Here is a 12,007-nt window from a genome sequence, read left to right as displayed (position 1 = left end):
CACTATAAGTTGAGAGTGGAGAGGAGTTCCCAGAATCCTCTCCTTTTTCGTGCGCCGGGGGCGGGCCCCTGGGGGGACGGCCCGGCGGGCCGCCGCACGCGTACGGCGGTCGGCGGCCTCAGTCGGCGGGACGCAGGTGGTCCAGGGCCTCCGGCGGAACCGGGTAGGGGCGCTCCTCGGGGAGCAGGCGGGCGGCCGCGGCGGTGTCCCCCTCCCGGACGAGCGCGTGCACACGCCGGACCAGCGGGGTCACGTCGGTGATGGACACGGTCCACTCGTCGGCGTAGCGCCGCGAGGCCTGCCCGGACAGCCCCAGCTGGAGGGACCGGTGGGCCAGCGGGGCCAGGCTCAGGTCGCGTTCGGGGTCCCACTGCACGCGCGCGGAGGACTCCCGCAGCCGACGCCTCCACGTCTCCCGGTCGGTGTGCACGCGGGGCTCGAAGTGCGACAGGCACGCGTCGCGCAGCGCCAGCTCGAACCCCTCACGGCTGATCTCCACCGCCAGCACGGTCTCCTGGTCCTTCTTGAGACCCCACCCGCATCGGTACATCATCCACATGAACGACGGTTTCACCCAGGTCATCCGCTCCCTCTTCCAGGAGGAGGGGAAGCGGCCCTGCCGGGCGGCGGGCAGTCCGATGGAGGGGGTGTAGGCCTGGTAGACGGTGACGGTGGTGTCGGTGTGCAGGGCGCGGATCTGGTACCGCGGGACGTCGGGGGCGTTCATGACTGCTCAGGGTGGTGCCCCGGCCGGTCCCCGGGCAACCGGATTTCCGGGGGCGACCGCTCCCCCACCGGTGGCGCACCGGCCGCTCAGACGACCTCGGGCGCGGCCCGCATGCCGACGTAGGCGTACCGTGTGCCGTCGGCGGACGTCGTGAAGACCACCGGCATCCAGTCCTCCCCGAAGGAGGTACCGCTGACGGATGCCGCGAACACGGTCGCCGTGGCCGTCTCCTCCACCGGCACCAGGTCCGCCTCCAGCGGCGGCGAGAAGCGGCTCATGCCGTCCACGAACTCGTAGACCATCCGGAGGCCGTTCCCGCCCCCGGTGACGGTGATGACGACGCCCGGACGGCGGTAGGCGCCGGTGAGGCGGGCCGTGTCCACGGCGGGAGGCTGCTCCGGAGGAGCGAAGCGGTCGGGCATGCGCACGTCGGCCAGAGCGGCGAGCAGTTCCCCGAACAGGTCGGCGTAGAGGCTGCGCGCCCCTCCCCCGTTGGTGACCAGGGCCAGGGCCACCCCCGCGCCGGGCACCGCGCGCAGGTAGGAGTACTGGCCGGTGGCGGCGCCGTCGTGCCCGAAGCCCCGGACCCCGTCCCAGTCGTACAGGGTCCAGCCCAGGCCCCACCCGGCGGCCTCGACGGACCACTTGTCGGGGGACTCCGCCTGCAGTTCGCGCATGGCCCGCACCGTGCGGGGGGCCAGGACACGGACGCCGTCCGCCGCCCTGCCGTCCTCCAGGTGCGCCCGCGCCAGGCGCACCATGTCTCCGGCGGTGGCCAGGACCATGGCCCCGGGGCTGGACGAACGCGTCATGAGGTCCCAGGCCGGGGCCGGTTCGGGGCCCTCCCCGGCCCCTTCCGTGTGGCCCATCGCCGTGCGGAAGCGCAGGGCCTCCTCCGGGAGGGTCATGGTGTGGTCCAGGCCGAGGGGGTCCAGCACTCGGTCCCTGAGCGCCCGGTCCCAGGTGCTGCCCGTCAGGACCTCGATGACGCGGCCGAGCACGCTGAACCCGCTCGTGCTGTAGGAGAGCGCGGTGCCGGGCGGGCAGTCCAGGTCCTCCTTCGCGCACGCCGCGACGAAGCGCGCCAGGCAGTCGTCGCCCCGACCGGTGTCGACGACGAGGTCGCAGCTGAGTCCGCTCGTGTGGGTGAGCAGGTGGCGCGGGGTGATGACCCCGGCGGCCTCCTCGTCCGCGAGGGAGAAGTCGGGCAGGACGTCGCGCACCGGTGCGTCCAGGTCCAACAGGCCCTCTTCGGCCAGGCCCATCGCCAGGGTGGCGGTGTAGACCTTGGCGACGGAGCCGAGCTGGAAGACCGAGTCGGTCGTGGTCTCCACGCCGGTCCCCCGGTGGAGTACCCCGGTGGCCAGTTCGTGGACGGTGCCGCCGGCGAGGACGGCCAGGGCCGCACCGGGGACGCGGTGGGCGGCGCCGAGCTCGTCGAGCCGGCCCTGCCAGTGGGAGGTGTCGAAGCCCATGGTCGTTCCCCGCCTTCGTGCGTACAGCGTTCTCTTCTTGCGAACACTGTACGCACAGGGTCGGGTGTGCGCAAGGGAGAACACTGTCCGCTAGTCTCCGCTCGAGGTCGGTGGCGATCGAAGGAGGCTTCGTGGCAGGTCGGGCCGGAGCGGTCCCGTCGGTGTGGGCCAGGCGGAACAAGTCCGGGGGGCAACCCGCGCTGAGCCGGGACCGCATCGTGGCCGAGGCGATCGGACTCCTGGACGAGGAGGGCATCGACGCCCTGAGCATGCGCGCCCTGGGCTCCCGGCTCGACGCCGGGGCCACGTCGCTCTACCGGCACGTGGCCGGCAAGGACGAGCTGATCGAACTCGTCGTGGACGAGGTCTACGGCGAACTGCCGGTGCCGGCCTCCGAAGGGGCCGGGGGTTGGAGGGCCGCGGTCGAGGGCAACGCCCGGGACCTGAGGGCGGCCGCACTGCGGCACCCGTGGATGGTCTCCGTGCTCGGCCGGGTCGGGCTCTCCCGCCTCGGCCCGAACCTGGCGCAGGTGTCGGAGGGGCTGCTCGGCGTGTTCGAGGCCGCGGGCTTCGGCGTGGAGGAGGCCGACCAGGCCATGAGCACCGTGACCGCCTACGTCATGGGCATGGTGACCAGCGAGGTCGCCTACCTGTCGGTGTTCGCGAGCAGCGGCCGCAGCGAGAGCGAGTGGCGGGAGAGCCTCGCACCCGCCATGGAGGAGTCGCTCCGGAACCTTCCGAGGCTGCGTGCCGGACACGCCGCGCAGGAGGGCAGGAGCCTGGAGGAGATCCGCGACAGCGGCTTCGACTACGGCCTCCAGCGGGTCCTGGACGGACTGGAGGCGCGGCTCGCCCGCCTCGGCGGCGACGGCTGAGCGCGGGTCAGAGGCCGCGGGCGGGGACGGCGGCCTTGAGCAGCATCTCCTCGTACTCCTCCTCGGGGTCGGAGTCCAGCACGATCGCGCCCCCGGCCCCGATGGTCAGCTCCCCGTCGGCGCTCACGGCCGTGCGGATGACGATGTTCAGGTCGGCGGTACCGGTGTGCGACAGGTAGCCCAGCGCGCCGGAGTAGACGCCGCGGGCCGAGGACTCCAGGCGGTCGATGATCTCCATGGTGCGCACCTTGGGCGCCCCGGTCATCGACCCCCCGGGGAAGCAGGCGCGCACCGCCTCGACGGTGGACACGTCCGGACGGAGCCTCCCGCGCACCGTGGACACCAGCTGGTGCACGGTCGCGTAGGACTCCGTGTACATGAACGCGGGCACCTCCACGCTGCCGACCTCGCACACCTTTCCCAGGTCGTTGCGGAGCAGGTCCACGATCATCAGGTTCTCGGCGCGGGTCTTGGCCCCCGTGCGCAGCTCCTCGGCCGCGCGCGCGTCGGTGGCCGGGTCGGGGTGGCGCGGTGCGGTGCCCTTGATCGGCCGGCTCTCCGCGGTGCGGTCCGCGTCCACCCGCAGGAACCGCTCGGGCGAGGCGCTGAGCACGCTCACGCCGCCCAGGCGCAGCAGGGCGGCGTAGGGCGCGGGGTTGGCGGCGCGCATCCGGCGGTAGAAGTCCAGGACGTCGCCGTCGGCGGGCCTGCGGACGCGGTTGGTCAGGCAGATCTCGTAGCTCTCCCCCGCCGTGAGCTGCCCCAGGCACTCCTTCACGTCGCTGACGTAGCCCTCCCGCGGGCGCTCCAGCAGGGGGGCCAGGTCGGCCGCCGGAGCGGGGGGCGCGGGCGGCGCCGGCGGCGCGAGCCCGTCCAGGGAGGCCAGGGTGCGGGCCAGCCAGTCGTCGCCGTCGGGGAGGCCGTCGGCGCAGACGGCGTAGGTGCGCCCGAGGACGTGGTCCACGGCGACGAAGCGGTCGCAGCGCAGCCACACGGCGTCGGGGGTGGACGACGTGTGCGCGGCGGCGCCCCCCGTGTCGGCCTTGCACTCGTAGCCCAGGTAGCCCACGTAGCCGCCCGTGAAGTCGAAGGGCAGTCCCGTGGGGACGGGGCCGGGGCGCCCGATCCTGCGCTCGAGGGCGTCGAAGACGCTCCCGGGTTCGTGGTGCTCGGCGCCGTCGGCGTCGCGCACGCGGACGGGGCCGCCGACCCTGTAGGTGAGGACCTCGCCGGTGGCGGCGCCGAGGAAGGAGAAGCGGGCGGGCCCCTGGGGCCGGGAGCTGTCCAGCCAGAACGCGTACTCGGCGTCGCCGTACAGGTGGCAGAAGGCGGCCTCGGCGTCGACGGCGCGCGGTAGTTCGAGGGTTCGCGGCGCGCCCGAGGGGCGGGCGGCGGGCGCCTCGGGCGCCCGGGGGCGCACCGCCGCGGGAGGGGCGGGGGCGGCCTCGGCGGCGGACGCGCGTGCCCCCGACAGCGCCTGCGCGGGGCGGGACGCGGACAGGTGCGCGCGGGCCATGTCCAGGAAGTTCGCGACCAGGTCCGCTCCGAAGTCGCTGGCCACCGACTCGGGGTGGAACTGCACCCCCCAGCGGGGCAGTCGCCGGTGCTCCAGCGCCATGACCACGTCGTCCTCCGCCCAGGCGGTCGCGGCCAGGGGCTCGGGAAGGGGCGCCGGGACGGCCAGGGAGTGGTAGCGCACGGCGGTGAAGTCCTGCGGCACACCCGCGAAGAGGCCGCGGCCCGTGTGCCGGACCCGCGTCAGGTGGCCGTGGCGGGGCTGGGGGGCGGAGACCACGTCGGCTCCGGCCAGGTGGGCGATGGCCTGGTGGCCCAGGCACACGCCCAGGACCGGAAGGCGCCCGTCCGCCAGGAGGTCGGGGACGCGGCCCAGGTCGCGGGGGTTCTGGGGACGGCCCGGCCCGGGCGAGACGACGACGGCGTCCACGGAGGACGTGTCGAACGCGGCCCAGCGGGGGTCGTCGTTGGTGAGGACCAGGGGGGTGTCGCCGAGGACGCGCGCCACCAGTTGGACGAGGTTGTACGTGTAGGAGTCGTGGTTGTCGATCAGCAGCAGTCTCAAGAGGGAATCCGCAGGTAGAGGTCCTAGGCGGTCCCGATATCAACCGGTCTGCCCGGGGGTTCCCGGGATCTCCGCTCCAGGTCCATTCCACGAGGAGAACGCACATCCCGCCATTTCTGTCCTATTTTGACACCTCAGGTTGCGGCCCGACCCTCTCGTGGCCGGCAGGGGACCGTTCCGCCGGGCCCCAGGGACGGGGGCCGGGGTACGGGACGCGCTTCCGACGGTTGCCGGAGGAGGTGGGGGCGGCGTGAACGGGCGGGGAGGGACCCGGGCGGCCTGGTGTGCGCCCGGCGCGGGGAGGGCACGGCGGTTCCGTCCACAGGTACGTGAGGGGCCTGGTGGCGGGATGCCGGTCCGGGTAGACAGGTAGTCAGAGGTGGAAGGCGGCTCCTCCACCGGACAGGGAGTGGACGATGTCCTACGTGATGGCCATGGCCGTGATCCTCATCATGGTGGCGCTGGGCGCCCTCCTCGTCGGGGCGGTGACCACCGTGTCGGGCTCCGCGCGGTTCGACCACCCGCGTTCGGCGTGGAGGCAGCACTCCGCCGCGCCCGGACACGGGGTCCCGGACGCGGCGGAGGAGGAGCTGCGCCTGAGATACGCGCGCGGCGAGATCGGCCGCGAGGAGTTCCTCCAGCGCAAGATCGATCTGGAGCGCTGACCGCCCGGCCCTCCTGCGGCCGGGCTCAGCCGGTCATCTCCTCCAGGGTCTTGCCCCGGGTCTCCTTCACACACTTCCAGACGAAGAAGAACGAGATCGCCGCGAAGGCGGTGTAGATCAGGTACGAGCCGCTCAGGTTCCAGTCGCGCAGGCTCGGGAAGCTCACCGTGACCAGCCAGTTGGCAAGCCACTGCGTGGCGGTGGCCACGCCCATCGCCGCAGCCCTGATGCGCAGCGGGAACATCTCCCCCAGCAGCACCCACACGACCACACCCCACGACAGGCCGTAGAAGAGGACGAACGAGCTCGCCCCGGTGAGCGCCACCACTCCCCAGCCGAAGCCCAACTGCGCCGTGTCGCCCACCACCGTGGCATGGCTGAACGCGAACGCGGTCGCCGCCAGGGTCACCGTCATGCCCGCGGAGCCCACCAGCAGCAGGGGCCTGCGGCCGATCCGGTCCACTAGCAGGATCGCCACGACCGTGCCGACGATGTTGATCACCGAGGTGAACAGGCTCAACAGGAGGGAGTCCCCCTCGGGGACCCCCACGGACTGCCACAGGGAGCTGGAGTAGTAGAAGATCACGTTGATGCCGACGAGCTGCTGGAACGCCGAGAGCGCCATGCCGACCCACACGATCGGCAGCAGGCCGAACCGCCCGCGCAGGTCCCGGAGCCGGGCGGGCCTCTCCGAGCCCAGCGCCTCCCGGATATCCGCGATCCGCCGGGCCACCTGCCGGTCTCCGCCGCCCTCCACGCGGCCCAGGACCTTTCCGGCCTCGTCCGCGCGGCCGACCCGCACCAGGAAACGCGGGGACTCGGGGATGACCAGGCTGACCAGGAGGTACACCAGGGCGGGCACGAGTTCGGCCGCCAGCATCCACTGCCAGGCCTGGACCGGTCCGAGCATGTTGTGCGCGCTGCCGCCCGCCAGGCCCGCCAAAAGGTAGTTCACCAGCTGGGAGGAGGCGATGCCCAGGACGATGGCCAGCTGTTGGAGGGAGGCCAGGCGGCCGCGGTAGGCGGCCGGGGACACCTCGGCGATGTAGGTCGGGGCGATCACCGAGGCGATGCCGATCGCCACGCCGCTGAGCACCCGCCAGGCGGTGAGGTCCCAGATGGAGAAGGGAAGCGCCATCCCCAGGGCGCTCACGGCGAACAGCACGCCCGCGATCCGCATCGTGCTGATCCGGCCCCTGCGGTCGGCCAGCCAGCCGGTGATCGCCGCGCCCACCACCGAGCCGAGCAGGGTGGAGGCCACGGTGAAGCCCAGGACGGCGGAGTTCACCTCGAACCGCTGCTGGATGGCGTCCACGGCCCCGTTGATGACCGCGCTGTCGTAACCGAACAGGAAACCGCCCATCGCCGCCGCGGCGGCGATCAGGGTCACCCGTGCGAGACCTGCTCCCTCCGCCCGGCCCGTCCCCCCGGCGCCGGGCCCGCCCGTCCTCGTCATCCCCGCTCCCTCCTCGGCGGCACTCCGCCGCCGTCGGCCGTCACCGACAGGGTGAACGCGGTGCGGGGACAGGGGGACGGACGAAACGCCCACGGGGAAAAAGATGCCCGGCGCTTGGGCCCCAGCCGACCGGTCGCCTACCGGGGACGGGGACGGGGACAGGTCAGCCGGTCATCTCCTCCAGGGTCTTGCCCCGGGTCTCCTTGACGAACTTCCACACCAGGAAGAACGAGATCGCCGCGAAGGCCGCGTAGATCAGGTAGGCCCCGCTCAGGTTCCAGTCGCGCAGGCTCGGGAAGCTCACCGTGACCAGCCAGTTGGCCAGCCACTGCGTGGCGGTGGCCACGCCCATCGCCGCAGCCCTGATGCGCAGCGGGAACATCTCCCCCAGCAGCACCCACACGACCACACCCCACGACAGGGCGAAGAACAGCACGAACAGGCTGGCCGCGGCCAGGGCCACCGCGCCCCACACGAACGGCAGGGACACCTCCTCGCCGTCCACGACCGCGTTGGAGAAGGCGTAGGCGGCCAGGGCGAGCGCCACGGTCATGCCGGCGGAGCCCACCAGCAGCAGGGGCTTGCGGCCGATCCGGTCCACCAGCAGGATCGCCACGAAGGTGCCGACGATGTTCACGACGGAGGTGAACAGGCTCAGCAGCAGCGAGTCGGTCTCGGCCACACCGACCGACTGCCACAGGGAGCTGGAGTAGTAGAAGATCACGTTGATGCCGACGAGCTGCTGGAACGCCGACACCGCCATGCCGATCCACACGATGGGCAGGAGGCCGTGGCGACCGGTCAGGTCGCGCAGCCGGGGCCGGACCTCCGAGCCCAGGGCCTCGCGGATCTCCCCGATCCTGCGGTTGACCCGTTCCGTCCCGCCGCCCTCGACGTCGGCGAGGATGCCGCGGGCCTTGTCCACGCGCCCCACACGGACCAGGTAGCGGGGGGACTCGGGGATGAGCAGGCTCAGGCCCAGGTAGACCAGGGCCGGAAGCATCTCGACGCCCAGCATCCACTGCCATGCCTGGAGCGGTCCGAGCATGTTGTGCGCGCTGCCGTCGGCCATCTGCGCGATCCCGAAGTTGACCAGCTGGGAGGCGGCGATGCCCAGGACGATGGCCAGCTGTTGGAGGGAGGCCAGGCGGCCGCGGTAGGCGGCCGGGGACACCTCGGCGATGTAGGTCGGGGCGATCACCGACGCCAGCCCGATGGCCGCGCCTCCCACGATGCGCCACGCGGTCAGGTCCCACACCGTGAAGGGGAGGGCCGATCCTACAGCGCTCACCGCGAACAGCACACCCGCGATCTGCATGACCCTGATGCGGCCGAGCCGGTCGGCCAGTCCGCCGGCGACCGCGGCGCCCAGCACACACCCCAGGAGCGCGGACGCGACCGTGAAGCCGAGTGTGGCCGCGCCGACGTCGAACCGCTGCTGGATGGCGTCCACGGCCCCGTTGATGACCGAGCTGTCGTAACCGAAGAGGAAACCGCCCATCGCCGCCGCGGCGGCGATCATCGTCACGTGGACGATGTTGCCCTCACCCTCCGGCGTCTTCCCCGTACTGGACTGACTGGCTCCGCTCACGTCCACTGCCCCCAGCGCCATGTTGGTCGATAGCCCTCCAGGGTGAGCACACAAGGCGGCGGAGGTCACGGACAAAACGCCCACGGGTCAAAAGTTGTCCGGGGATTGGCGCTTCCGCGCCCCGGTTCGCCCCGGCGCCGGGCCCCTCCGGCTGCCGGAAGCGGGGGCCTTCTCCCGGAACCGGCGCCCCCACCCCCCACGGTCGGGACCGCACGCCCGACGGGTGCCGGGTCGGCGCGGGCGGCTCCGCGCCGGACGGGAAACGGCGCTTCCGCACAAGACCTGCGCCGTGTTTTTGGCTCGTCCGGCGGCTGCGCGTTCCCGGCCCGCCCCTCCAGGATCATGACGTGACCACTTATCCCGCCCTGGCCGAGAAGGCCGTCCGCCGACAGAAGCCCACCCGGGAAGAACTCCTCACGGTCCTGTCCGGCCCCGACGACGACCTGCTGGACCTGGTCGCCGCCGCTTTCCGGGTCCGGCTGCGCTACTTCGGGCGCCGCGTCAAGCTCAACTACCTCGTGAACATGAAGAGCGGCCTGTGCCCCGAGGACTGCTCCTACTGCTCCCAGCGCCTGGGTTCGCGGGCAGGCGTCGTCAAGTACACCTGGCTCAAGCCCGACGAGACCCGTGCGGCCGTGGCGGCCGGGGTCGGGGCCGGGGCCACCCGCGTCTGCCTGGTGGCCGGCGGTCGCGGGCCCACCGACCGCGACGTGGCCCGGCTCGCCCCCGTCATCGAGGACATCAAGGCCGAGCACCCGGGCGTGGAGGTGTGCGCCTGCCTCGGCCTCCTCTCCGAGGGGCAGGCCGAGCGCCTGCGCGAGGCGGGGGCGGACGCCTACAACCACAACCTCAACACGTCGGAGGAGCGCTACTCCGACATCTGCACCACCCACGGGTTCGCCGACCGGGTGGACACGGTCGAGAAGGCCAAGCAGGCCGGCCTCTCCCCCTGCTCCGGCCTGATCGCGGGCATGGGGGAGGGCAACGACGACCTGGTCGACGCCCTCCTGGCCCTGCGGGAGCTGGGTCCGGACTCGGTTCCGGTCAACTTCCTCATGCCCTTCGACGGCACCCCGTTGGAGGGGACCTGGGAGCTGACACCGCAGAGGTGCCTGCGCATCCTGGCCGCGGCCCGGTTCGTCTTCCCCGACGTGGAGGTGCGCCTGGCGGGGGGACGTGAGATCCACCTGCGCTCCCTCCAGCCGCTCGCCCTGCACATCGCCAACTCGGTGTTCCTGGGCGACTACCTCACCAGCGAGGGGCAGGCGGGCCGGGCCGACCGGGAGATGATCGAGGACGCCGGCTTCGCGGTACAGGGCGCGGGCGGGCCCGCCCTGCCGGGCGACCACAGCGAACTGCTGAAACCGCGGCTGAGGGGTGCGGGGACGGCTCTTCCGCCCAATGTCTGACGTGCGTGCGCCCCTGTGGCCGGGAGCCCCGGCGCCGTGGGCGTCCGCCGAGGGCTCGTGCCCACGGGGCCCGGGGCCGGCCGTGCCCGCGTCCCGGGGGCCACCGGTCAGCGCTGGACGGGCTGCTCGGTGCCGTTCCAGAGGGGTGCCTGCTGGTAGCTCTGGGCCAGCTCGGCGGCCATTGCGTCCTCCTGGCGGTCGCGCACGCACTTGGCGAGCGTGAACGTGGACGTGACGACGTAGAGCAGGCCGAGCCCGAGGAACGCGCGGATCCAGAGGTCGACGGGGAGGTAGACGATGCCCGCGCCGACGCCGACCGAGGAGATCCCGAAGGAGATCGCGGACTGGAGGTAGAAGTGGGGGGAGGACCGGGGGGTGAAGGTGTTCATGTCCCCAGGGTGTCCCGCCCCCCGCTTCCACGCCTGAGTACCGCTACTCAACGGCCCGTCGCCGTGCCCCCGGCCGGCCCTCGCGGGTCGCCCCGGCGGGCGGGGGGTCGGCGCCCGGCCGGCTCAGGCCGGGCTCGTCGACCGGTCGGGGCGGAAGGCGGACAGGTCGACACCCGGGTCCTCCCCCATGGCCAACCGGGCCGCGACCACGCCCTGGAAGGGGCCGAAGCTCAGCCCCTGTCCGCCCAGGCCCGTGGCCACGAGCACGCCGGGGAGCCGCTCCACCGGGCCCAGCAGCTGCAGGCCGTCGGGCGTGCCCGGCCGGAACCCCACCCGCGTCTCCACGACCGTCGCCTCCCCCAGCTCGGGCAGCACCTCCAGCGCGGTGGAGAGGTTGTGCAGCAGCCCCGAGGCCGTCACCCTCCGGTCGAACCCGGCCCCGGGTTCCAGCGTGCCCCCCGTGACCACCCGGTCCGGGCCGAACGCGGACACGAAGTAGTCGCGTTCGCCGAAGCGCACCACCGGCCAGGCCCGTGTGTCCCGGCCGGGGAGCGCGAAGTGGGTCATCTGGCCGCGTACCGGGTGCACCGGAAGGTCGACCCCGGCGACCGCGAGCAGCCCCGCCGACCAGGCCCCCGCCGCGACGATCACCACGGGCGCCTCCAGGTCGTCGGAGCCCACCCTCACCCCGGTGACCCGGTGGCCGTTCCAGAGCAGGCGTGAGTCGCCCTTGAAGTAGCGCAGGCCCCGCTCCTCGGCCGCGTTGAACAGCGCCGCACGGGCGGCCCGGCCGTTCAGCCTCGCCATGCCCTCGATGTACAGGCCGCCGTAGGGCTCGGGCACCAGGGGGAACCGGGCGCGCGGCTCCCCCGGGGCCAGTCGCTCCACCCGGCCCATCGTCGCGAACTCCGGGCGCTCGGACAGGGTGCGCATCAGGTCGAACCCGGAGTCGTCCCCCTCCAGGTCCACCGACATCCCGCCGACCACCTCGTAGCCGGGGGCGTGCCCGTCCTCCGAGAGCTCGGCCATGAGCAGGGGGTAGTGCTCCGCGGCGCGGGCCTTGAAGTCCCACAGCGGCGCGGCGTCCCACGGGAACGGCCAGGGGAAGACGACGCCCGTCCCGGCCGCCGTGGCCTGCCCCAGGTGCGAGGCGTCCACCAGCGCGGTGGACACGCCCTTCTTGGCCAGGTGGAACGCCGCGCTCGTCCCCACGATCCCGCCACCGACCACGATCACGTCCATGCCCCCACCCTGCCCCTCCCGGCTCCGCGGGACAAGCCGGACGGCCCGCGTGCCGTGACCGGGGAAGGGGTAAGGGTGCGCGATAGGTTGTGCTCTCC

The 12,007-nt window shown here is 72.9% G+C and carries 10 protein-coding genes; 3 read left to right on the top strand and 7 right to left on the bottom strand.

Annotation, left to right across the window (positions count from 1 at the left end):
- Positions 1-118: 118 nt before the first annotated feature.
- Together ABZ234_RS18075 and ABZ234_RS18070 are read right to left on the bottom strand one after the other, a co-directional pair.
- Positions 119-727, bottom strand: a complete 609-nt coding sequence (locus ABZ234_RS18075; protein ID WP_355012842.1) for a DUF4291 domain-containing protein — start codon at positions 725-727, stop codon at positions 119-121.
- Between the two features lie 86 nt (positions 728-813).
- On the bottom strand, positions 814-2,202 hold the full coding sequence (locus ABZ234_RS18070) for a serine hydrolase domain-containing protein (protein ID WP_355012841.1): 1,389 nt from the start codon (positions 2,200-2,202) through the stop codon (positions 814-816).
- A 131-nt stretch (positions 2,203-2,333) separates the two neighbouring features.
- Between ABZ234_RS18070 and ABZ234_RS18065 the strand changes: the two genes are divergently transcribed.
- Complete coding sequence (locus tag ABZ234_RS18065) at positions 2,334-3,077, top strand: TetR/AcrR family transcriptional regulator (RefSeq protein ID WP_355012840.1); 744 nt, start codon at positions 2,334-2,336, stop codon at positions 3,075-3,077.
- A gap of 7 nt (positions 3,078-3,084) precedes the next feature.
- On the opposite strand, the gene pabB is transcribed toward ABZ234_RS18065, so the two are convergent.
- The gene (gene pabB / locus ABZ234_RS18060) at positions 3,085-5,157 is read right to left on the bottom strand and encodes an aminodeoxychorismate synthase component I (protein ID WP_355012839.1); all 2,073 of its coding nucleotides are present in this window, start codon (positions 5,155-5,157) and stop codon (positions 3,085-3,087) included.
- A gap of 416 nt (positions 5,158-5,573) precedes the next feature.
- Between pabB and ABZ234_RS18055 the strand changes: the two genes are divergently transcribed.
- Positions 5,574-5,822, top strand: a complete 249-nt coding sequence (locus ABZ234_RS18055; protein ID WP_355012838.1) for an SHOCT domain-containing protein — start codon at positions 5,574-5,576, stop codon at positions 5,820-5,822.
- A 25-nt stretch (positions 5,823-5,847) separates the two neighbouring features.
- Here the strand turns inward: ABZ234_RS18055 and ABZ234_RS18050 are convergent, their stop codons facing one another.
- Together ABZ234_RS18050 and ABZ234_RS18045 are read right to left on the bottom strand one after the other, a co-directional pair.
- The gene (locus tag ABZ234_RS18050; protein ID WP_355012837.1) at positions 5,848-7,278 is read right to left on the bottom strand and encodes a sugar porter family MFS transporter; all 1,431 of its coding nucleotides are present in this window, start codon (positions 7,276-7,278) and stop codon (positions 5,848-5,850) included.
- Positions 7,279-7,441: 163 nt separating this feature from the next.
- A complete protein-coding gene (locus tag ABZ234_RS18045; protein ID WP_267950073.1) occupies positions 7,442-8,869 on the bottom strand; it encodes a sugar porter family MFS transporter in 1,428 nt (475 codons plus the stop codon).
- Between the two features lie 347 nt (positions 8,870-9,216).
- Here ABZ234_RS18045 and bioB point away from each other — a divergent pair, with 347 nt between their 5' ends.
- Entirely contained in the window at positions 9,217-10,278 is a 1,062-nt protein-coding gene (gene bioB / locus ABZ234_RS18040; RefSeq protein WP_355012836.1) for a biotin synthase BioB, read from the top strand.
- Between the two features lie 107 nt (positions 10,279-10,385).
- On the opposite strand, the gene ABZ234_RS18035 is transcribed toward bioB, so the two are convergent.
- Positions 10,386-10,667: a YiaA/YiaB family inner membrane protein gene (locus ABZ234_RS18035; protein WP_355012835.1), complete on the bottom strand. Its 282-nt coding sequence runs from the start codon at positions 10,665-10,667 to the stop codon at positions 10,386-10,388.
- 123 nt (positions 10,668-10,790) lie between these two features.
- On the bottom strand, positions 10,791-11,909 hold the full coding sequence (locus tag ABZ234_RS18030) for an FAD-binding oxidoreductase (protein WP_355012834.1): 1,119 nt from the start codon (positions 11,907-11,909) through the stop codon (positions 10,791-10,793).
- Positions 11,910-12,007 lie beyond the last annotated feature (98 nt).

Source organism: Nocardiopsis sp. NPDC006198 (assembly GCF_040613895.1).
Classification (GTDB): Bacteria; Actinomycetota; Actinomycetes; order Streptosporangiales; family Streptosporangiaceae; genus Nocardiopsis; species Nocardiopsis tropica.
The sequence above is the reverse complement of the archived record's forward strand: the minus strand, read 5'-3'. Positions and strand labels throughout refer to the sequence as shown.

Coding starts and splice junctions, on each gene's coding strand:
- ABZ234_RS18035 (WP_355012835.1), bottom strand. CDS start 10,667: ATGAACACCTTCACCCCCCGGTCCTCCCCCCACTTCTACCTCCAGTCC.
- ABZ234_RS18070 (WP_355012841.1), bottom strand. CDS start 2,202: ATGGGCTTCGACACCTCCCACTGGCAGGGCCGGCTCGACGAGCTCGGC.
- ABZ234_RS18075 (WP_355012842.1), bottom strand. CDS start 727: ATGAACGCCCCCGACGTCCCGCGGTACCAGATCCGCGCCCTGCACACC.
- ABZ234_RS18055 (WP_355012838.1), top strand. CDS start 5,574: ATGTCCTACGTGATGGCCATGGCCGTGATCCTCATCATGGTGGCGCTG.
- ABZ234_RS18050 (WP_355012837.1), bottom strand. CDS start 7,278: ATGACGAGGACGGGCGGGCCCGGCGCCGGGGGGACGGGCCGGGCGGAG.
- ABZ234_RS18030 (WP_355012834.1), bottom strand. CDS start 11,909: ATGGACGTGATCGTGGTCGGTGGCGGGATCGTGGGGACGAGCGCGGCG.